This window comes from Saccharopolyspora mangrovi (assembly GCF_035320975.1).
GTDB classification, from domain to species: Bacteria; Actinomycetota; Actinomycetes; order Mycobacteriales; family Pseudonocardiaceae; genus Saccharopolyspora; species Saccharopolyspora mangrovi.
Genome location: NZ_JAWLNX010000025.1, coordinates 19,824 through 41,604, shown reverse-complemented (window position 1 = coordinate 41,604; position 21,781 = coordinate 19,824). Strand labels below are relative to the sequence as shown.

Annotated in this window: 17 protein-coding genes; 13 read left to right on the top strand and 4 right to left on the bottom strand. The window is 69.0% G+C overall.

Annotated features, from left to right (window positions below; translation table 11 throughout):
* Nucleotides 1-86: 86 nt before the first annotated feature.
* Entirely contained in the window at nt 87-2,315 is a 2,229-nt protein-coding gene (locus tag R4I43_RS27415; RefSeq protein ID WP_324268577.1) for a (Fe-S)-binding protein, read from the bottom strand.
* Between the two features lie 377 nt (nt 2,316-2,692).
* Between R4I43_RS27415 and R4I43_RS27410 the strand changes: the two genes are divergently transcribed.
* From R4I43_RS27410 to R4I43_RS27380, 7 genes are all read left to right on the top strand, one after another.
* Nucleotides 2,693-3,007, top strand: coding sequence for a DUF1707 SHOCT-like domain-containing protein (locus tag R4I43_RS27410; RefSeq protein WP_324268576.1), 315 nt, complete (start codon nt 2,693-2,695; stop codon nt 3,005-3,007).
* A 169-nt stretch (nt 3,008-3,176) separates the two neighbouring features.
* Complete coding sequence (locus R4I43_RS27405) at nt 3,177-3,500, top strand: DMT family transporter (protein WP_324268575.1); 324 nt, start codon at nt 3,177-3,179, stop codon at nt 3,498-3,500.
* A 5-nt stretch (nt 3,501-3,505) separates the two neighbouring features.
* The gene (locus R4I43_RS27400; protein ID WP_324268632.1) at nt 3,506-4,090 is read left to right on the top strand and encodes a TetR/AcrR family transcriptional regulator; all 585 of its coding nucleotides are present in this window, start codon (nt 3,506-3,508) and stop codon (nt 4,088-4,090) included.
* Nucleotides 4,091-4,422: 332 nt separating this feature from the next.
* Nucleotides 4,423-6,294 (top strand): molecular chaperone DnaK, encoded by a 1,872-nt coding sequence (gene dnaK, locus R4I43_RS27395; protein ID WP_324268574.1) that lies wholly within the window; start codon nt 4,423-4,425, stop codon nt 6,292-6,294.
* Nucleotides 6,295-6,311: 17 nt separating this feature from the next.
* On the top strand, nt 6,312-6,995 hold the full coding sequence (gene grpE, locus R4I43_RS27390) for a nucleotide exchange factor GrpE (protein ID WP_324268573.1): 684 nt from the start codon (nt 6,312-6,314) through the stop codon (nt 6,993-6,995).
* A gap of 25 nt (nt 6,996-7,020) precedes the next feature.
* A complete protein-coding gene (gene dnaJ / locus R4I43_RS27385) occupies nt 7,021-8,217 on the top strand; it encodes a molecular chaperone DnaJ (protein WP_324268572.1) in 1,197 nt (398 codons plus the stop codon).
* A gap of 44 nt (nt 8,218-8,261) precedes the next feature.
* Nucleotides 8,262-8,690, top strand: a complete 429-nt coding sequence (locus R4I43_RS27380; protein ID WP_324268631.1) for a heat shock protein transcriptional repressor HspR — start codon at nt 8,262-8,264, stop codon at nt 8,688-8,690.
* 234 nt (nt 8,691-8,924) lie between these two features.
* On the opposite strand, the gene R4I43_RS27375 is transcribed toward R4I43_RS27380, so the two are convergent.
* Nucleotides 8,925-10,028 carry an FAD-binding oxidoreductase gene (locus R4I43_RS27375; RefSeq protein WP_324268630.1) on the bottom strand — a complete coding sequence of 368 codons (1,104 nt, stop codon included), beginning with the start codon at nt 10,026-10,028 and terminating at the stop codon, nt 8,925-8,927.
* 306 nt (nt 10,029-10,334) lie between these two features.
* Between R4I43_RS27375 and R4I43_RS27370 the strand changes: the two genes are divergently transcribed.
* The 5 genes from R4I43_RS27370 to R4I43_RS27350 all read left to right on the top strand — a co-directional run bounded on the left by R4I43_RS27370 (nt 10,335) and on the right by R4I43_RS27350 (nt 15,766).
* On the top strand, nt 10,335-11,102 hold the full coding sequence (locus R4I43_RS27370; protein WP_324268571.1) for a pyridoxamine 5'-phosphate oxidase family protein: 768 nt from the start codon (nt 10,335-10,337) through the stop codon (nt 11,100-11,102).
* A gap of 85 nt (nt 11,103-11,187) precedes the next feature.
* Nucleotides 11,188-11,652: a MarR family winged helix-turn-helix transcriptional regulator gene (locus R4I43_RS27365; protein WP_324268570.1), complete on the top strand. Its 465-nt coding sequence runs from the start codon at nt 11,188-11,190 to the stop codon at nt 11,650-11,652.
* Nucleotides 11,653-11,773: 121 nt separating this feature from the next.
* Nucleotides 11,774-12,265, top strand: a complete 492-nt coding sequence (locus R4I43_RS27360) for a MarR family winged helix-turn-helix transcriptional regulator (protein ID WP_324268569.1) — start codon at nt 11,774-11,776, stop codon at nt 12,263-12,265.
* A complete protein-coding gene (locus R4I43_RS27355; RefSeq protein WP_407691322.1) occupies nt 12,262-14,778 on the top strand; it encodes an MFS transporter in 2,517 nt (838 codons plus the stop codon). The genes R4I43_RS27360 and R4I43_RS27355 overlap by 4 nt, the downstream gene beginning before the upstream one ends.
* Nucleotides 14,779-14,899: 121 nt before the next feature.
* Nucleotides 14,900-15,766, top strand: coding sequence for a YceI family protein (locus R4I43_RS27350; RefSeq protein ID WP_324268568.1), 867 nt, complete (start codon nt 14,900-14,902; stop codon nt 15,764-15,766).
* A gap of 263 nt (nt 15,767-16,029) precedes the next feature.
* On the opposite strand, the gene R4I43_RS27345 is transcribed toward R4I43_RS27350, so the two are convergent.
* Nucleotides 16,030-17,607, bottom strand: coding sequence for an alanine/glycine:cation symporter family protein (locus R4I43_RS27345; RefSeq protein ID WP_324268567.1), 1,578 nt, complete (start codon nt 17,605-17,607; stop codon nt 16,030-16,032).
* 225 nt (nt 17,608-17,832) lie between these two features.
* Between R4I43_RS27345 and clpB the strand changes: the two genes are divergently transcribed.
* On the top strand, nt 17,833-20,418 hold the full coding sequence (gene clpB / locus R4I43_RS27340; RefSeq protein ID WP_324268566.1) for an ATP-dependent chaperone ClpB: 2,586 nt from the start codon (nt 17,833-17,835) through the stop codon (nt 20,416-20,418).
* Nucleotides 20,419-20,517: 99 nt separating this feature from the next.
* Here clpB and R4I43_RS27335 read toward each other — a convergent pair whose 3' ends face one another.
* The gene (locus R4I43_RS27335; protein WP_324268565.1) at nt 20,518-21,723 is read right to left on the bottom strand and encodes an MFS transporter; all 1,206 of its coding nucleotides are present in this window, start codon (nt 21,721-21,723) and stop codon (nt 20,518-20,520) included.
* Nucleotides 21,724-21,781: the final 58 nt, after the last annotated feature.

Sequence of the window (21,781 nt, the reverse complement as noted above, 5' to 3'; positions counted from 1 at the left end):
GGGTGTTTTCTCACCCCCCCCCCCTCCCCCCCTCCGTGTGGGGCCCCCCCCCCCGGGGGCCCCCCCCCCTTCTCAGGTCAGAACCGTCAGCTGCTGGCGGGTTCCGCCTCGGCTGCGCCGTCCTTCTGCTCGTCGCCGCGCTTGACGGCGTTGAGCAGCAGCTGGGCGACGTCGACGACCTCGACGGACTCGTTGGCGACCTGCTCGCTCTTCCGGGTCGTGACGCCGTCGGAGAGCATCACCTTGCAGAACGGGCAACCGGTGGCGATCTTCGAGGGGGCGGTGCCCAGGGCCTCGTCGACGCGCTCGAGGTTGATCCGCTTGCCGATGCGCTCCTCCATCCACATGCGGGCACCACCGGCACCGCAGCACATGGAGCGCTCCTCGTGGCGCGGCATCTCGCGGAAGGTCGCGCCCGCGGCGCCGACCAGGTCGCGCGGCGGCGTGTAGACCTTGTTGTGCCGTCCCAGGTAGCAGGGGTCGTGGTAGGTCACGTCCTCGGCGACCGGGGCGACCGGGGTCAGGCGCTTCTCCCGCACCAGCTTGTTCAGCAGCTGGGTGTGGTGCACGACCTCGTAGTTCCCGCCGAGCTCGGAGTACTCGTTGGCGAGGCTGTTGAAGCAGTGCGCGCAGGTCGCGACGATCTTGCGCTTGCCCGGCTCGCGGCCCTCGAAGACGCCGTTGAGGACCTCGACGTTCTGCTGGGCCATCATCTGGAAGATGAACTCGTTGCCCGCGCGGCGGGCCGGGTCACCGGTGCAGGTCTCCTCCGGGCCCAGCACCTTGTACTTCACGCCCGCCATGTGCAGCAGCTCGGCCACGGCCTGGGTGGTCTTCTTCGCGCGGTCCTCGAAGGCACCGGCGCAGCCGACCCAGAACAGGTACTCGTCGTCGGCGGCGAGCTCGCCGTCGAAGACCGGCACCTCGAAGTCCAGGTCCTCGGTCCACGCGAGGCGGTCCTTGGCGTTCTGGCCCCACGGGTTGCCCTTGTTCTCCAGGTTCTTGAACATCCCGCCCAGCTCGGTCGGGAAGTTCGACTCGATCATGACCTGGTAGCGGCGCATGTCGACGATGTGGTCGACGTGCTCGATGTCGACCGGGCACTGCTCGACGCAGGCACCGCAGGAGGTGCAGGCCCACAGGACCTCGGGGTCGATGACGCCCATCTCCTCCGGGCCGCCGACCAGCGGGCGCTCGGCCTCGGCCAGCGCCAGCGCGTTGATCTTGGCCAGCTTCTCCTCGGCGCCGTCACCGGTGATGCCGACCTCGTCGCCGGCCATGTCCTTGCTGCCACCGGCCAGCAGGTACGGGGCCTTGGCGTAGGCGTGGTCACGCAGCTGGGTGATCAGCATCTTCGGCGACAGCGGCTTGCCGGTGTTCCACGCCGGGCACTGCGACTGGCAGCGACCGCACTCGGTGCAGGTCGTGAAGTCCAGCCAGCCCTTCCAGGAGAAGTCCTCGACCTTGCCGGCGCCGAACACGTCGGTGTCCGGGTCGGCCTCCTCGAAGTCCAGCGGCTTGCCGCCCGACATCATCGGCTTGACCGCGCCCAGCGCGACGTCACCGTCGTCCTCGCGCTTGAAGTAGATGTTGAAGAACGCGCTGAAGCGGTGCCAGGCCACACCCATCGTCATGGTGCGGGCGACCACGATCAGCCAGACGGTGGCGCTCATCAGCTTGATGAAGGCGAACACCGAGACCAGGTTCTCGCTGGCGGGCAGCAGCATGCCGACCGGGCCGGAGACGAACTCGGCCCACAGCGGCATCTCGTGCACGCCCAGGGCGGCCTTGGCGGCGCGGACACCGAGGATGCCTATGCCCTCGATGAGCACCACGGCCTCGATGAAGTAGGCCCAGGCGAAGTTGGAGCCCTGGAAGCGGGACACGCGGCCGGCCCGCCGCGGGTGGTTGACCTGGCGGATCACGATCAGCACCAGGATGCCGACGACCGTGCCGACGCCCAGGACCTCCATCAGGAAGTGGTAGATCGCCAGGTGGTCGAGGATCGGCCAGCCCCAAGTCGGGACGAAGACCTCGCCGTAGGCCTCGAACAGGGCAAGGGAGCCGAGCAGGAAGCCCCACATGACCAGCCAGTGCCACACTCCGACGTTGCGGAACTTGTTCATCCGGGTGTGCGCGGCGAACTCCTTGACCAGCGTGGCCAGACGCGCCAGAGCCGGACCGTTCCGGGTGCCGTCGGGTTGCCCGAGGCGGATGATCCGCACGAATCGGGCGATGGTCATGGCGAACATGCTCCACGCGACGACGCCGAGCGCGACCGAGATCGCGCCAAGCGTGATCTGTACAGCACCCATGCTCGCGGCCTCCTGTTTCGGGGGTTGTCCGTTTGGGGAGCGTACGCCCTGTTACCCGCTGGTAACCACGGGGGCCGGGGCGTGAATTCGGGAACAGTCGGTGATTCTGCGAGACCCCAGGTCGAAAAACTACTTGGGCGTTTGTTCAGTTTTCTGCTACCTTGACTGTCGTGGGGCCCGTGGGGCGACCGTCCGCGGCAGCGGGTGTTTCTGTAGTTGTCGCTGTTGAACGCCTGGGGCGAGCTGGGCACGTGGTGCGGTTCCACCGCCGCGTCGGTGTCGATCAAGGCAAACTGGCGTGAAGATGTGCGATTTTCGACACGTAGTTGATCGGGTGAGCGTCGCGTTCGGTCAATCCGCACCTGGGGGTGGAGCAGATGGTCGATCCGAAGCAGGGAGGCATGCGGGCCTCCGACGCCGACCGCGAGCGCGTCGCGCAACGGCTGCGCACCGCGCTGGACGAGGGGCGTCTCAGCGTCACCGAGTACGACGAGCGGCTGCAGGGCGCCTACGGCGCGACGACGCTCGGCGAGCTGGAGCCGCTGACCAGCGATCTCCCGGAGCCCAAGCCCTCACCCGAGCTCGTCGCGCGCGAGGAACAAGGCCAAGGTGGTCAAGGAGTGGCGCGACTGGGCGGTCGGCGCGGTCATCATGATCGCGATCTGGGGTGTGGCTTCGGTCGCCTCGGCTGAGCTGAAGTTCTTCTGGCCCGCGATCCCGATCGTCATCTGGGCGGCCATCGCCGCGGCGATGGCCGAGGGGCCTCGCAAGCGACGCGACTGATCCTTTTCGCCTTCCTGACCTGGGGAGGCGTGCGTTCAAGAAGTTGGGCGATCGCCCATGATGATTCGAGGAGGGCTCGTGGCTTACCTGCTGCTGGTGTTGGCGATCTGCAGCGAAGTGGTCGGGACGGTGTCGCTGAAGCTCTCCGAGGGCTTCAGCAAGCTCGTCCCCTCGGTGGTGGTCGTAATTGGATACGCGGTCGCGTTCACCGCCATGAGCGCTGTGCTCAAGCTCGGGCTGCCCGTCGGCGTGGTCTACGCGATCTGGGCCGGGGCCGGGGTCGCGCTGGTGGCCATCATCGGTGCGGTGTTCCTGGGCGAGTCGATCACCGCGGTGCAGATCGGCGGGATCGCGCTCATCATCGGCGGGGTCGTGGCACTGGAGCTGGGAGGCGCGCATTGACCGAGGTGACCGACGGGCGGCGGCTCAAGGGCGAACGCCGCCGCCGGGCGATCGTCGACGCGGCGCTGCGGGTCGTGGCCCGCGACGGCGTCGGCGCCGTCAGTCACCGCAACATCGCGCGCGAGGCCGGCGTCCCGCCCGCATCGATCGCGTACTACTTCGACGGCATCGACGACCTGCTGGTCGCCAGCCTGGTCGACGGGTGCGACGCGCTGGTCGAGCAGATCACCGCGGTCCGCGAGCAGGTCGTCGACAACGCCCAGTGGCCGCGCGCCATCGCCGAACTGCTCGTGCGCATGATCAGCGAGCAGCGCGAGCGCACCATCGGCGAGTACGAGCTCTACCTGCTCGCGGCCCGCCGTCCCGCCCTGCGGCCCGCCGCGCGGCGCTGGATCGAGCTCATCCGGGGCAACATCAACAACGGCGAGGGCGGCGGTGACCCGGTCATCAGCGCCTTCATCGCGGGCATCGACGGCCTCCTCCTGCAGGCCCTCATCGCCGACGAACCCCCCACCGTCGAGGGCCTCGAACCCGTCCTCCGCTTCCTCATGCACCCCTACGACTACCTCGGCATCCCCTCCCCGAAGTGACCTCACCCCCGGACGACCGGGTGCCGCCGCAGAACGGAATACCGGCGTAATCAGGGCACCGATTACGCCGGTATTCGGGGTCCTGATTACGCCGGTAATCCGGGCACCCCGGGGCGGGCGGGTGACACTCCGGCGTGTCGGGTGGGTCACCTGGTGGGGCGTTGGGGAACTGAAGTGGCTGGTCAGGCGTTGGAGTGGCAGAAAGCTTGAGTGCGCCTTGCTCAACCCCGTTTGACGGTGCGCAGGGGTCGTGGGTAAAACTTGAGCGAGCAAGGCTCAAGAGCCCGCAGCGGGCGCTTGGGCGGACTGGACTAGTACTGGAGGAATCACCAATGGCGCGAGCGGTCGGCATCGACCTGGGGACGACCAACTCCGTCGTTTCCGTCCTGGAGGGCGGTGAACCGACGGTTATCGCCAACTCCGAGGGCTCGCGGACCACGCCGTCCATCGTGGCCTTCGCGAAGAACGGCGAGATCCTCACCGGTCAGCCTGCGAAGAACCAGGCGGTCACCAACGTTGACCGCACCATCCGGTCGGTCAAGCGCCACATGGGCACCGACTGGAACGTCGGCATCGACGACAAGGACTACACGCCGCAGGAGATCTCCGCGCGCGTGCTGATGAAGCTCAAGCGCGACGCCGAGTCCTACCTCGGCGAGGACGTGACCGACGCGGTCATCACCGTCCCCGCCTACTTCGAGGACGCCCAGCGGCAGGCCACCAAGGAAGCCGGCCAGATCGCCGGCCTCAACGTGCTGCGCATCGTCAACGAGCCGACCGCCGCCGCGCTGGCCTACGGTCTCGACAAGGGCGAGTCCGAGCAGACGATCCTGGTCTTCGACCTCGGTGGCGGCACCTTCGACGTCTCGCTGCTGGAGATCGGCGAGGGCGTCGTCGAGGTCCGCGCCACCTCCGGTGACAACCACCTCGGTGGTGACGACTGGGACGAGCGCATCGTCGAGTGGCTGGTCGAGAAGTTCAAGTCGTCCAACGGCATCGACCTGACCAAGGACCGCATGGCCATGCAGCGGATCAAGGAAGCCGCTGAGAAGGCCAAGATCGAGCTGTCCTCCTCCTCGACCGCCAGCATCAACCTGCCCTACATCACGGTCGACTCGGACAAGAACCCGCTGTTCCTGGACGAGACGCTGTCCCGCGCTGAGTTCCAGCGGATCACCTCCGACCTGCTCGAGCGCTGCCGCAAGCCGTTCGAGGCCGTTATCCGCGACGCGGGCATCAAGCTCTCCGAGATCGACCACGTCGTGCTCGTCGGTGGCTCCACCCGCATGCCGGCCGTCTCCGAGCTGGTCAAGGACCTGACCGGTGGCCGCGACGCGAACAAGGGCGTGAACCCGGACGAGGTCGTCGCCGTCGGCGCCAGCCTGCAGGCCGGTGTGCTGCGCGGTGAGGTCAAGGACGTCCTGCTGCTCGACGTCACCCCGCTGTCCCTGGGCATCGAGACCAAGGGCGGCATCATGACCAAGCTGATCGAGCGCAACACCACGATCCCGACCAAGCGCTCCGAGACCTTCACCACCGCCGACGACAACCAGCCGTCGGTGCAGATCCAGGTCTTCCAGGGTGAGCGCGAGATCGCCGCGCACAACAAGAAGCTCGGCATGTTCGAGCTGACCGGCCTGCCGCCGGCGCCGCGCGGTGTCCCGCAGATCGAGGTCACCTTCGACATCGACGCCAACGGCATCGTGCACGTCTCCGCCAAGGACCTCGGCACCGGCAAGGAGCAGTCGATGACCATCACCGGCGGCTCCGCGCTGCCGAAGGAGGACATCGAGCGGATGGTCTCCGACGCCGAGGCCCACGCCGAGGAGGACAAGAAGCGTCGCGAGGAGGCCGAGGCCCGCAACCAGGCCGAGACGCTCGTCTACCAGACCGAGAAGGTCCTCAAGGAGAACGACGAGAAGCTGCCCGAGGAGACCAAGACCAAGGTCAAGGGCGCGATCGACGAGGTCAACGAGGCCCTGAAGGGCGAGGACGTCGACGCCATCTCCAGCGCTGTGGAGAAGCTGGCCACCGAGTCGCAGGCGCTGGGCCAGGCCCTCTACGCCGACGCCGGTGCCGCCGCCGCGGGCGACGCCGCCGGTGACGCCGCGGGCGAGGCCGGTGCCGGTGCCAGCTCCTCGGCCAAGGACGACGACGTGGTGGACGCCGAGATCGTCGACGACGAGGACGAGAAGAAGAAGTGACTTCGGACAGGCCCGAAATGTCGCGCAACGAAGGCGAGCAGCAGGAGCCGGTGGTCGTCCGGGATCGGCGTCGAATCGACCCGGAGACCGGCGAGCGCCGGACCCCTGCTCCGAACGGAGACGAGGCTCAGGTGGCCGAAAGCATGTCCGGCACCCTCGAGGAGGAGTTCGGCCAGGCCGAGGAGCCGGCCGAGCAGCCCGCCGAAGGTGGCTCCCAGGAGGGCGGCGAGCCCACCGGCCTGCAGAAGCAGGTCGACGAGCTCACCGCCGACCTCAAGCGGGTCACCGCGGAGTACGCGAACTACCGCAAGCGCGTGGAACGCGACCGCGAGTCGGTGATCGCCGCCGCCAAGGCGTCGGTCGCGGGCGACCTGCTGACCGTGCTCGACGACCTGGAGCGGGCCGAGGCGCACGGCGACCTCAACGGCGCGTTCAAGGCGGTGGCCGACAAGCTCGTCGGCGCGCTGAACTCGGCAGGCCTGGAGTCCTTCGGGGCCGAGGGCGACGAGTTCGACCCGTCGGTGCACGAGGCCGTCCAGCACGCCACGTCCTCGGAGGTCTCCGGCCCCACGGTCACCACCGTGCTGCGCCGGGGCTACCAGTTCGGCGAGCGGGTGCTGCGGCCGGCGATGGTCGCGGTGACCGACTACGAGGCGGGCGAGAACGCGGCCGAGCCCACCGAGTCCACCGAACAAGAGTGATCAGGAGCGGAAGGAGGAGCGTCCGGTGAGTGCCAGGGAATGGCTCGACAAGGATTTCTACGCTGAGCTGGGCGTCTCCTCCGATGCTTCGTCCGAGGACATCAAGAAGGCGTACCGGAAGCTGGCGCGGGAGAACCACCCCGACGCCAACCCCGGCAACGCCACGGCCGAGGCCAAGTTCAAGGCGGTCTCCGAGGCCTACGGAGTGCTGTCCGACCCCGACAAGCGCAAGCAGTACGACGAAGCCCGCCGGCTCTTCGGGTCCGGTGGGTTCGGCGGCGCGGGCGGTGGTTTCGGCGCTCCGGGTGGCTTCGGCGGGCCCGGAGGCGCCGGTGGCGGCTTCGACCTCGGCGATCTCTTCGGCGGTCAGCAGGGGGCCGGTGGCCTGGGCGACCTGTTCGGCGGGTTGTTCGGCAACCGGCGTCCCGGCGGCGCGGGCACGGGCGCGAGCACGGCCAACCGGCCGCGGCGCGGTGCCGACGTCGAGACCGAGGTGCGCATCGACTTCTACGAGGCGGTGCGCGGTGCCACGGTGCCGCTGCGGCTGTCGAGCCCGGCGACCTGCCAGACCTGCCGGGGTTCGGGCGCCAAGCCCGGGACCCGGCCGCGCACCTGCTCGACCTGCGGCGGAGCCGGTCTGGTCACCCGCAACCAGGGCGCGTTCGCGTTCAGCGAGCCGTGCCCGGACTGCCGAGGACGTGGCCAGATCATCGACAGCCCGTGCGACGACTGCGCCGGTGAGGGTGTCAGCAACCGGAGCCGGACGCTGACCGTGCGCATCCCGCCAGGGGTGGACGACGGGCAGCGGATCCGGCTGGCCGGGCAGGGCGAACCCGGGCGGCAGGGCGCCACGGCGGGTGATCTCTACGTCGTCGTGCACGTCAACGGGCACAAGGTGTTCGGGCGATCCGGTGATGACCTGACGATCTCCGTCCCGGTCACCTTCCCGGAGCTCGCGCTGGGCACTACGTTGACGGTGCCGACCCTGGACGGGAAGGTCTCGCTGAAGGTTCCGGCGGGGACCAACAGCGGGCGGACCTTCCGGGTGCGCGGCAAGGGCGTGGGCAAGAAGGCCGGTGGCAACGGGGATCTCCTGGTGACGCTGCAGGTCGCGGTGCCGTCGAAGCTCGACGACGAGGCGACCGGGGCGTTGCAGGCGTACGCCGAGGCCACTGCCGACCACGACCCGCGCAGCGAGCTGAACGAGTTGCTCGGGAGGTAAGCATGGCCGGCCGCATGACGGGTCCCGCGGGGATCGGACCGGAGATGGGATTCGCGTTCCCACCCGGGTCCAACGAGGACACCCCGATGTTCGTGATCTCGGTGGCGGCGCAGCTGTCCGGTCTGCACGCGCAGACGCTGCGCAGCTACGACCGGCTCGGACTGGTCTCACCTGGACGCACCGCGGCCGGCGGCAGGCGCTACTCGCTGCGCGACATCGCGCTGCTGCGCGAGGTCCAGCGGCTCTCCCAGGAGGAGGGCGTCAACCTGGCGGGGATCAAGCGGATCATCGACCTGGAGAACCAGGTCGACGCGCTGCAGTCGAAGGTCGCCGAACTCACCGAGGAACTCGCGGCGGCCTACGCCGCAGCGGAGTCGGCGGCGGCCCAGATCCACGCCTCCTACCGCCGGGACCTCGTCCCGGTCCGGCAGGAAACCGCGCTGGTCGTCTGGAAGCCCAACCGCAAGCGCTGACCTCAGCGCGAAGAGGGCACCTCCCCACCCGGGGAGGTGCCCTCTTCTCGTCAGGCAAGCACCGAAGGCGCTTTCTCTTTCACCACCCTCGCAGCTGGCACCGCCGGGGGTTCTGAGCGGCTTCGTGGCGAGCACGCCGCGACGCCGCGTATCGACATGCTCAAGGAGTGGCGCGCGGAGTCCACGGAGCCGGTCAGGTTCCCCCACCCGCACCGCTACGCAGGACGAGCGGGATCAGTCCAACGTGAAAGGGTCGTAGCGGATGTGGTCGAGGGTGGTGCCTGCGACCAGCATCTTCGAGACCGTGGCTCGGATCATGGCCGGGGAGCCCGAGACCAGGACGTCCCAGTCCTCCCAGGCGCCGTAGCGGGAGACGACGTCGGCGATGGTGCCGTGCTCGACCCCGTCGACGTCCGGGTCGTTCTCCAGGACGCCGGTGACCGTCAGCCACGGGTTCTGCATCGCGATCCGGCGGAGGTTGTCCAGGTCGTAGAGGTCCTCGCGGGTGCGTCCGCCGTAGAAGAGCTGGACGCGCGGGTTCTCGCCGTACTGGGCGAGGTCGTCGATGATCGCCCGCAGCGGCGTGACGCCCGTGCCGCCGGCCACCATGAGGATGTCCGGCGAGTTCTCCCGGTCCACGGTCAGCCGGCCCATCGGCGAGCCGATCCGCCACTGGTCGCCGGGCCGGGCGTGCCCGACCAGCGCGCGGCTGACCCAGCCGCCCTCGACGGAGCGGACGTGGAACTCCATCACACCGTCGTCGCTGGGCGCGTTGGCCGGTGACAGGTAGCGCCAGAGGCGGGGCCGCTGCGGGACCTCGACGCTGACGTACTGACCGGGCAGGTAGGGAACCGGGTGGTCGGTCTGCACGCGGATCACGGCGAGATCCCAGCTCAGCCGCTCGTGGTGCAGGACCTGGCCGGTGTACCAGGCGGGACCGTCGTCGGCGGCGGCCGCTTCGGTCATCGCCGAGGCCATGACCGTGTAGGCCTCCGCCCAGGCGCGTTCGACCTGGTCGGTCCAGGCGTCACCGGCGTAGCGCTTGATGGCTGCCAGCAGTGCTGTGCCGACCGCCTCGTAGTGCTGCGTGACGACACCGAACTTGCGGTGGTCGCGGCCCAGCTGCTGCAGGAACGGCAGCAGCTCGTCGGGCTTGTCGACCATCTGGATGACGTGCACGAGCGCCCGAAGCAGGCGGCTGCGCTGCACCTCCATGTTGGCGGCGAACAGCTCGCGGGTTTGCGGCGCGATGCTGAACAAGGTGCCGTAGAAGAACTTCGCCACCTCGTCGGAGTGCGGTTCGACGACCGCGAAGCTCTCGCGGATGAGTCGAACCATCTTGCTCACACCGGAGTTGGACGGCTCGTTGTTCGGGGGCGGACCGGGGCTCAGTACGGCGTTCGTCATCGTTTCGGGCGCAGTCTTCTCCACGTTGGCGGCAAGCACCTGGGGTGGGCGCAACCGCTACCTGCAAACGTCCCCCGACATCAGGGGCGACCCTAACCCCTGATCGGAAGAACGTCTGCCTTGATGGCACTTTTGAGTGCTTTTTAACTACTTCACGTAGATAATCCATCAGTCGGTCGGGGGAAAGCTAGGAGGCAACCTGTTACCGAAGGGGGCGACGTGACACTGTGGCCCGCTGTGACCCCCGATCACATCAACCCGGTCGGCGTGGCCCCCGCGGTCATGCTGGACCTCGAGTTATCCGACAACCGAACGACCCCTGTCCCGATCCCCGGCCCGCTCGCGGAGCCGCAGCTCACCGACCCGTTCCGGCAGGAAACCCCGACTCTGCCCGGATCAGCCGGTGAGCACCTCCTGCAGTGCGCCTACGGTACCGAGAAGCGGGCCCGCCGCTTCTACGACGACCAGGTGCTGGACCGGCTCAACGAGGAGATGAAGGAGTTCGTCGGTCGCATGGAGATGGCCTTCGTGGCCACCTCCGACGCCCGCGGCGAGTGCGACTCCAGCCTCCGGGCCGGACCTCCCGGCTTCATCGAGGTCCTCGACGACCAGCACATCTGCTACCCCGAGTACCGGGGCAACGGCGTGATGGCCAGCCTCGGCAACATCAGCGAGAACCCGCACGTCGGGATCCTGATGGTGGACTTCGTCACCGACCTGATCGGCCTGCACGTCAACGGCAAGGCCCGCATCGTCGAGGACGCCGACCTGCGCGGCATCTACCCCGCGCTGCCCTCGGAGTTCGACCGCGGCCGCACGCCCGAGCGGTGGGTGGTGGTGCAGGTCGAGGAGGCCTACATCCACTGCCGCAAGCACATCCCCCGGATGATGCCCGTCCTGCGGGAGCGCACCTGGGGCACCGACGACGTCAAGCGCAAGGGCGGCGACTACTTCAGCGCCAAGGGAATGCCCCGCCCGTGGCACGAGGTGTCGGCCGGGAGCTGACCTGACGGGTTCGCGGGCTGGTGCTCCGCGTCGCGGCCGTGCTCCCTAGAGTGGGGCGAAACGGTCGCAAGGCGCGGGGAGAGAAGTGAGCGAGCAGGACGACGAGATCGTTGAGGACCCCGCGCGCCGGGAAGCCGCGGAGGAGGTCGAGCGCGAACTGGTGATGATGTTCCGCAACGCGCGGAACCTCTCCACGCACGTCGCCGCGCTCGTGCACCCGGACCTCGACCCGGCTTCCTACACGCTGCTGCTGATGGTCGCCCACGAAGGCCCGCTGCGGGGCATGGACCTGGCCGGTCGCACCGGCCTGGACAAGTCGACCGTCTCCCGGCAGATCGCCACCCTCGTCGACCTGAACCTGCTGGAGCGCGCGCCCGACCCGGACGACGGTCGCGCCCGCCGCATCCAGCTCTCTGAGCTGGGGCAGGAGCGCCTGGACCGGGTGCGCGCCGAGCGCCGCAAGCACCTCCACGGCCAGTTCGCCAGCTGGAGCACCCAGGACCTCGCGGATCTCGCGAGGCTGCTGGGCAAGCTGAACGAGAGCAGCTGAATCGTCTCCCATCAGGCATAACGGCCAAATCGGTCGGTGGTGCGAGTCACCCTCATTTAAGTTGCGTGCTGCAACCAAGTGGTCCTATTGTTGTCTTCAGCAACTAAAAGGATGGGCTCACATGGGACCGACACCAGAGACCTGCGGTGAGCTGCTCCGCCCACTCCGCGCCTTGATGGGCCTCAAACAGGTCGTGATGCAACGGGGGTTGCAGCTCTCCGACCAGGTGCCCTACGCGGCGGCGGGACTGCTCACCGAGCTCGTGCACCGCGGCGAATGCCGGGTCTCCGACCTCGCTCACCACCGCATCGTCGATGCGTCCGTGGTGAGCCGGCAGGTGAACCAGCTCGAACAGGCCGGGCTGATCACGCGCCGCCCCGACCCCGCCGACAAGCGGGTCTCGCTGCTGCGGGCCACCGCCGACGGCGAGCAGGTCGTCACCGACCTCGAGCGCAAGAAGCAGGAGTGGATCAGCGAAGCGCTGGTCGACTGGGACGACTCCAGGGTCCGCGAACTTGCCCGGTTGCTGGGCGACGCGATGTCGGACATCCGCCGCCACACGATCGAAAACGGAGATCTCTCGGACTCCGGGATGAGGGAAGGAACTCGATGACCAGCTCGACGGAGACGGCGCCGAGGGTGTCGGCTCAACCGAGCGCGCCGCACGAGTCGACCCAGGAATCGGCGATGTCGCACCGCCAGATCCTGGAGGCCATGTCCGGCCTGATGTTGGCGCTGTTGGTCGCCATCCTCAGCTCGACCATCGTGTCGAACGCGCTGCCGAGGATCATCGCCGACCTGAACGGCACCCAGGGCCAGTACACCTGGGTCGTCACGGCGATGCTGCTGACCTCCACCGCCTCCACGCCGCTGTGGGGCAAGCTCTCCGACCTGTTCAGCAAGAAGCTGCTGTACCAGATCGCCATCACCATCTTCACCGTCGGCTCGGTGGCCGGCGGGTTCGCGCAGTCGATGGAGACCCTGATCGGTTTCCGCGCCCTGCAGGGCATCGGCATGGGCGGTCTGCAGGCGCTGATCCAGGTCGTGATCGCCGCGATGGTCCCGCCGCGCGACCGCGGTCGCTACAGCGGCTACATCGGCGCCACCTTCGCGGTGGCCACCGTCAGCGGTCCGCTGGTCGGCGGCGTCATCGTCGACACCCCGTGGCTGGGCTGGCGCTGGTGCTTCTGGGTCACCGTGCCGATCGCCGTCATCGCCTTCATCGTGCTCGGCCGGGTGCTCAAGCTGCCGGTGATCAAGCGCGAGGTCAAGATCGACTGGTTCGGCGCGCTGTTCCTGGTCGGCGGTGTCTCGCTGCTGCTGATCTGGGTCTCGCTGGCCGGCAAGAACTTCGACTGGCTCTCCCCGGAGACCGGCTACTTCGTCGGCGGCGGGCTGCTCGCGCTGATCATCGCCGTGATCATCGAGTCCAAGCACAGCGAACCGATCGTGCCGCTGCGGATGTTCCGCAACCCCACCGTCACGATGGCCACGCTCGGCACCGTCGCGGTCGGCACCGCGATGTTCGGCGGCGCGGTGTTCCTGGGCCAGTACTTCCAGATCGCGCGCAGCTTCAGCCCCACCATCGCGGGCCTGATGACGCTGCCGATGGTCGGCGGGCTGTTCATCTCCTCCACGGTCAGCGGTCAGGTCATCTCCCGGGTCACCGGCAAGACCAAACCGTTCCTGATCGTCGGCTCGATCGTGATGATCATTGCGATGGGGCTACTGAGCACCGTCGATCACGAAACGAACCTCGTGCTGATGGGTGTCTACCTCTTCCTGATGGGCACCGGAGTGGGCATGCTCATGCAAAACCTGGTGCTGGCGGTGCAGAACGCCACCAGCGCCAAGGACATGGGCTCGACGACCTCCGTCGTCACCTTCTTCCGCACCCTGGGAGGTTCGGCTGGCGTGTCGGTGCTAGGCGCGGTGCTGGCCACCCGCGTGCAGGACTACATCATGGAAGGCCTGGCGAAGATCCCCGGCGCGGCCCAGGCCGCGGCCTCCGGCGGCGGTACCGGATCGCTGGACGTGGGACACCTGCCCGGGCCGATCCAGACCATCGTCCGCGCGGCCTACGGCGATGCCATCGGCGACATCTTCCTCATCTCGGCGTGCATCTCCGTGGTCACCTGCCTCGCGGTGCTGTTCATCCGCGAGAAGCCGTTGCGGACCACGATCGAAAGCAACGAGGAAATGGAGACGGCTTCAGTGGCCGCACACGAAGAGGGCACGGACAACGGCAGGAACAACGGCACGCGCGTGAACTCCGAGCAGGCCAGCCCGTGGACCGAGCCGTCGATCCCGTCGTTCGCCTCCAACGGCGCGGCGCTGACCGGCCGGTTCATCGACGGCCACGAGCCGCAGCGCCGCTCCGTGCACGGCGTCGTCCACGACTCGATCGGGACCCCGGTCTCCGGCGTGGTGCTCACCCTCACCGACGCCAACGGGCGCCAGGTGGAGCGGGCCCGCACCGACAACGACGGCCAGTTCCACTTCGACGTCGACAACGACGGCACCTACGTGCTGATCGCCTCCGGCGGCAGCTACCAGCCGACCGCCTCGATGGTGGTCGTCTCCGACCGCCCGGTCCGGCACGACGTGCAGCTGCTCGGCGCCGGTGAGCTCAGCGGCCTGGTGCACGTCGGCGGGGTCGGCGTCCCCGGCGCGATGGTGGTGCTCACCGACGTGCGCGGCGAGGTGGTGGCCACCAGCGCCACCGACGCCGACGGCGACTACGGCTTCGCCGACCTCGTCGGCGGTTCCTACGCGCTGACCGTCACGGCCGACGGCTACCGCCCGGTGGCGCACCCGATCGTGGTCACCGACGGGGAGCGGGTGCGGCTCGACGTCGCGCTGCAGACCGGCGCGCAGCTGCACGGCGTGATCCGCTCGGCCAACCTCGGGGTGCCGGTGCCGGACGCGCGGGTGACGTTGCTCGACGGTTCGGGCGCGGTGGTCGCCGCGGGCACCACCGACATCGACGGCAACTACCACTTCACCGACCTGCCCGACGGCGAGTACACGGTCATCGCCAGCGGGTACCCCCCGGTGGCCAGCTCGCTGCGGCTGACGGGCCAGGAGTCGTCGCACGACGTCGACCTGGGCTACCCCGAAGGCTGACCGGTCGCACCAGACCACTCGCAGATCACGGTCGTGCTGCGGCGGGCGGGAACGGCTGGACGTCGGGCCCGCCCACCGAGCAAGATCATGATCGAGCTCTGCTTCAAAGGAGTGTTTTCAGATGGATCTCGGCCAACCGCAGGCCGCGGCGGACAACGGCCAGACCGGTGCCGCCCGGGGTCCCGGAGCGGTGACCGCGTCGGTGCGCGGCAGCGACGGGTGGCCGGTGCCGGAGGCGGTGCTCACCGTCATCGACGGGAGCGGCACGCAGGTCGCACGAGCTCAGGGCGATGCGCAGGGATCGGTGCTGATCACCGGGCTCGCGGCGGGCGCCTACACCGCGATCGTCACCGCGATCGGCCACGAGCCCGTCGCGCGCACGACCCCGGTGCACGAGGGCGCCACCGCCACGCTCGGCGACGTGGAGGTCCGCCGCATCGGCGGCGCTGACCTGCCCGCCCCGGGGCTGTGGCGGATCGACCCGGTGCACTCCTCCATCCAGGTCACCGCCAAGCACCTGGGCCTGAGCAGCATCCACGGCCGGTTCAACGAGTTCTCCGGCGAGGTGCGCATCGGCACCCCGATCGAGAAGTCGCTGGTCGAGGCCCGGATCAAGGCCGATACCATCGACACCGGCAACAAGATGCGCGACGAGCACCTGCGCGCCGAGGACTTCCTCAACGTCGCCCAGTACCCGGAGATCAGCTTCCGCTCCACCGGGTTGCGCCCGCGCGGCGGCGACAAGTGGGACATCGAGGGCGAGCTGACCATGCTCGGGGTGAGCAAGCCGGTCCTGCTCGACACCCGCTTCGACGGCGTCGGCCCCGACCAGTGGGGCGGCACCCGCGCCTCGGCCTCGGCGGTCACGCAGCTGCGCCGCGACGACTTCGCGGTCCGCTTCAGCCAGTCGCTGGCCTCCGGCATCGCCGCCGTCGGCACCACCCTGCGCGTGCAGATCGACGTCCAGGCGGTGCACGAAGAGGGGTAGCAGGCCAGGAGCGGTCTGCTGTGGCTGGCTCGACCGCTCCGCAGAAGGAGAAGCCGTGCGCACGTCGGGGGTGCGCACGGCTTCTTCACGTCTCAACCCGGATTACCGCCGTAATCCGTGACCGGAATACGGCGGTAATCCGGGGCCGTGGATCACGGAGGTGGTCCCGGTGACCCGATTACCGCCGTAATCCGTGGCCCGATTACCGCCGTAATCGGTGACCTGATTACGGCGGTAATCCGGGTCGGGCCTCGGTCCTGGGATCAGACGCTGGTCTTCTTGTCGATCTTGTGGACCTCGCCGGAGCGGATCTTGGCCTTGTAGTCGGCCAGCTCCTTCTTGACCACCGGGATCATGATGTAGAGCCCGATGATGTTGAACAGGGCCAGCAGGAACAGCACCGCGTCGGTGAAGTCCATGACGCTGCTCAGGCTCAGCACCGAACCGACGATCACGAACAGGCAGAACACCACGTTGTAGATGTTGCGGCTCACCGAGTTGTTGCCGAACAGGAACAGCCACGCCCGCTGGCCGTAGTAGCCCCAGGTGATGATCGTGGAGACGGCGAAGAGCACGACCGCCACGGTCAGCACGTACGGGAACCAGGGCAGGACGCTGGCGAAGGCCTCGGAGGTCACCGTGACGCCGTCCGGCTCCTCACCGCCGGCCAGCACCGCCTTCTGCCCCTCGATCCACAGCTGCGGCTGCGCGATGACGATGGTCAGCGCGGTCATCGTGCAGATGATGACGGTGTCGATGAACGGCTCCAGCAGCGCCACGAGGCCCTCGGTCGCGGGGTGCTGGGTCCGGACGGCGGAGTGCGCGATCGGGGCCGAGCCCAAGCCGGCCTCGTTGGAGAACGCCGCGCGCTGGAAGCCGACGATCAGCACGCCGATGAGACCGCCGAAACCGGCCTCCGGGGTGAACGCGCCCTGGACGATCGTGACGACCGCGTCCGGCACAGCGGTGATGTTGACGCCGATGACCGTCAGCGAGGCCAGGACGTAGATGATCGCCATCGCCGGAACGAGCTTGCTGGTCACCGCGCCGATGGACTTGATCCCGCCGACCACCACCGAGCCGACGACGATCGCCAGGACGATGCCGAAGATCAGCGCGGCGCCGTCGGAGCCGAGCAGGCCCTCCTCGCCGCCGGTCACGTCGCGGACCTGGGCGAAGGTCTGGTTGGCCTGGAACATGTTGCCGCCGCCGACGCCGAACAGCAGGATCATGATCGCGGCCAGCACGGCGAGCACCTTGCCGAGGCTGCGGCCGAAGGCGTTCGGGATCCGCTCGGCGAGGCCCTTGCGCAGGTAGTGCATCGGGCCGCCGTGCACGTTGCCGTTCGCGTCGATCTCGCGGTACTTCACGCCGAGGGTGCACTCGACGAACTTGGTGGCCATGCCGAGCAGGCCGCAGAGGATCATCCAGAAGGTGGCGCCCGCGCCGCCGACGGTGACCGCGACACCGACACCGGCGATGTTGCCCAGGCCGACGGTCCCCGACAGCGCCGAGGCCAGTGCTTGGAAGTGGTTGATCTCGCCCGGTTCGTCGGAGCTGGTGTACTTGCCGCGCACCAGATCGACCGCGAGCTTGAAGTTGCGGACCTGCACGAAGCCGAAGACCAGGGTGAACACCGTCGCGGCGATCACCAGCCAGGCCACGATCCACGGGAAGGTCACGCCGAAGACGGTGATCTCACCGAACACGAACCCGGAGAAGGCCTCCGAGATCGGCGTGAAGACGTTGTTGATGGTGTCCTCGATACCGGCGAGTGGGCCGGCGTCCGTCGCGAGGACGAGTTCACCGTCCGGCGGGGCGGTCTCCAAGGTGTGTCTCATGTCGCATGAGCAAAGCGGGCATAACCCCTGAACACAAGCACTGTGCGTAACAATCTGCAGAAAGTTCGCCCGAATGGTCAGACCTCAAATTTACTCATTGTGAAAACGGAAAAATCGTCGTGACGCTGCCTTGAGCGCAGCACGCTCAACTTTTGTTATGTTGGACGTGTGGACTCTGGCGCCGATCGGCGGGATGACCAGGCACGAACCGGCACGAGGTGAGGAATGGACGCGTTCAACCCGACGACCAAGACCCAGCAGGCGATCTCCTCCGCGGTCCAGGCCGCCACGATGGCGGGCAACCCGGACGTCGGTCCCGCGCACCTGCTCGGGGCCCTGCTCGCGCAGGGGGACGGCCTGACCGCGCCGCTGCTGTCCGCGGTCGGGGCCGAGGTCGCCGACGTGCGCCGCGAACTCGAATCCCTGATGAACTCGCTGCCCGCAGCCACCGGCAGCACGGTCGGCGCGCCGCAGCTGTCCGGTGAGGGCGTCAAGGTGCTCACCCGCGCGCAGCGGCTCGCCACCGAGATGGGGGACGAGTACGTCTCCACCGAGCACCTGCTGGTCGGGCTGGCCGCCGAGGGCGGCCGCGTCGCCGACCTGCTGCGCAAGCACGGCGCCACCCCCGACGCGCTGCGCGAGGCCTTCGCCGATGTGCGCGGCTCGGCGCGGGTGACCAGCCCCGATCCCGAAGGCACCTACCAGGCGCTGCAGAAGTACGGCCAGGACCTCACCGAACGCGCCCGTGCGGGCGAGCTCGACCCGGTGATCGGCCGCGACGCCGAGATCCGCCGCGTCGTGCAGGTGCTGTCCCGGCGGACCAAGAACAACCCGGTGCTCATCGGCGAACCCGGCGTCGGCAAGACCGCCATCGTCGAAGGCCTCGCCCAGCGCATCGTCGCCGGTGACGTGCCCGAATCGCTGCGCGGCAAGCGCGTCGTCGCGCTCGACCTCGGCTCGATGGTGGCCGGGGCCAAGTACCGGGGCGAGTTCGAGGAGCGGCTCAAGGCCGTGCTCAAGGAGATCACCGAATCGGCCGGCCAGGTGATCACCTTCATCGACGAGCTGCACACCATCGTCGGCGCCGGGGCCTCCGGCGAGGGCGCGATGGACGCGGGCAACATGATCAAGCCGATGCTGGCGCGCGGAGAGCTGCGCATGGTCGGCGCCACCACGCTCGACGAGTACCGCGAGCACATCGAGACCGACGCCGCCCTGGAACGCCGCTTCCAGCAGGTCCTCGTCGGCGAACCCAGCCCGGAGGACGCGGTGGCGATCCTGCGCGGGCTCAAGGAGCGCTACGAGGTCCACCACGGCGTCCGGATCACCGACGGCGCCCTGGTCGCCGCCGCGACCCTGTCCGACCGCTACATCACCGCCCGGTTCCTGCCGGACAAGGCCATCGACCTGGTCGACGAGGCCGCGTCCCGGCTGCGCATGGAGATCGACTCGCGGCCGGTGGAGATCGACGAGGTCGAGCGCGCCGTGCGCCGCCTGGAGATCGAGGAGATGGCGCTGGCCAAGGAATCCGACCCGGCCTCGGTCGAGCGGCTCGCCGCGCTGCGCGCCGAACTCGCCGACCGGCGCGAGAAGCTCTCCGAGCTCACCGCGCGCTGGCAGCAGGAGAAGGAGTCCATCGACAAGGTCCGCGACCTCAAGACCCAGCTGGAGCAGCTGCGCGGCGAGTCCGAGCGCGCCGAGCGCGACGGCGACCTCGGCAAGGCCGCTGAGCTCCGCTACGGACGGATACCCGCGCTGGAGAAGGAGCTCGAAACGGCGACCCACGCGCAGTCCGAGCGCAAGGCGATGCTGCAGGAGGAGGTCACCGCCGACGACGTCGCCGACGTGGTCAGCGCCTGGACCGGCATCCCGGCGGGCCGCCTGATGGAGGGCGAGACCGCCAAGCTGCTGCGCATGGAGGACGCCCTCGCCGCGCACGTCGTCGGTCAGGACGAGGCGGTGCGCGCGGTCTCCGACGCCGTCCGGCGCACCCGCGCGGGCGTGGCGGACCCCGACCGCCCCACCGGGTCGTTCCTGTTCTTGGGCCCGACCGGTGTCGGCAAGACCGAGCTGGCCAAGGCGCTGGCCGGGTTCCTGTTCGACGACGAGCGGTCGATGATCCGCATCGACATGAGCGAGTACTCCGAGAAGCACTCGGTGGCACGCCTGGTCGGCGCCCCGCCCGGCTACGTCGGCCACGAACAGGGCGGTCAGCTCACCGAGTCGGTGCGCCGCAGGCCCTACTCGGTGGTGCTGTTCGACGAGGTCGAGAAGGCCCACTCCGACGTCTTCGACGTGCTGCTGCAGGTGCTCGACGACGGGCGGCTCACCGACGGGCAGGGCCGCACGGTCGACTTCCGCAACACCATCCTGGTGCTGACGTCGAACCTGGGCTCGCAGGCCATCGCCGACCCGAACCTCAGCGAGCGGGACCGGGACGAGGCCGTGATGTCGGTGGTGCGCGGGCACTTCAAGCCCGAGTTCCTCAACCGGCTCGACGACGTCGTGGTGTTCCACCAGCTCAACACCGAGGAGCTCACGTCCATCGTGGACATCCAGGTGGACCGGCTGGCCAAGCGGCTCGCGCAGCGGCGGCTCACCCTCGACGTGCAGCCGTCGGCCCGGGACTGGTTGGCGCTCAACGGTTTCGACCCGGTCTACGGTGCCCGGCCGCTGCGCCGCCTGGTGCAGACGGCCATCGGCGACCAGCTCGCCCGCAAGCTCCTCGCCGGCGACATCCGCGAAGGCGACAAGGTCCTCATCGACGTCACCGACGACAACGAAGCCCTCACCGTCGTCGCCTCCGAGTGACCACGGCCGGGTGAGCAGTTCGAATTTCGCGCGAAGTTCGAGCCGGAAAGATCCGAGTCGAACTTCGCGCGAAATTCGAATCCTGCCCGCGTCCGGGGCTCAGCGGCGGTAGGTGGACAGGGAGGCGATCGCGGCGAAGAGGGCGGCGGCCGCCGTGAAGACGAGGGTGGCCGTGCTGAGGTCGGTGAGCGTGCTGATGTAGCCGAGCGTGACGCTCGGGACGGTGGCCGAGAGGTAGGCGACGACGTAGATCATCGCGGCCGTGCCCGCGCGCTGGTGCGGGGCGGCCAGGCCGGTGAGCATCCGGAAGGCGCCCATGAACATCAGGCCCCACCCGATGCCGAGCAACGCCGCGGCCGCGAAGAACGCCGCGGCGTCGGCCGAGACCTCCGCTGCCGCGACCCCGGCCAGCGCGAGGATCATCAGCACCGCGCCGACGCGCACCGCCCGGGCCGCGGCCCAGGAGGCCAGCAGCAGCTGGGTGAGCCCGCCGAGCCCGGCCAGCACCGCCACCGGCAGGCCGCTGATCAAGTTCGGGTAGCTGTGCACCATGCCCTTGACCACCGACGGGGCCAGCGACATGAACATCCCGCCGACGGTCCACGAGGCCAGCACCATCGTCGACATCAGCGCGAACCGGCCGCCCTGCCCGGCAGGCACCACCGGTCGCCGGGGACGCAGCGCCTCGCGCAGCGGGCTGATCTGCGCCACCGGCTCGGGCATCGCCAGCACGACCGGGATCGCGGCCGCGAAACCCGCCGCGAGCAGCAGGTAGGTGGTCACCGTCGGGCCGGGCAGGAACTGCACCAGGGCGCCCGCCAGCAGCGAACCGCCCGCCATGCCCAGGGCCGCGGCGACCCCGTTGACCAGCGAACCCTGGCTCGACCCGGGCCGCTGGAAGTCCAGCAGCGCACCGCTGATCGCGCTCGTCGCCGCACCGGTGGCCAGACCTTGAAGCACGCGGCCGGCGAACAGCCAACCGACGCCGGAGGCCAGCGCCAGCACCAGCACGGCGGCGATCTCCAGCACCAGCGCGCCGACCAGCACCGGCCGACGTCCGATGTGGTCCGACAGCGACCCGCACAGCAGGAGGGCCACCAGGATCGCCACCGAGTAGGAGGCGAACACCTCGGTCAGCACGGTGTTGGTGAAGCCCCACCGCTGCTGGTAGAGCGAGTACATCGGGGACGGGGCGGTCGAGGCCATCAGGAACAGGGCGTAGATCCCGCCGATGAACCAGAACGAGCCGGAACGCGACAGCCCGCGCTCGCGCTGGACGCGGGGTCGTACCAGTTCGGTGGTCATGCGCTTCCTCTGGTCGGTGCCGATGGAGATCCGGCAACGACAACCTCTTAGCGGAACG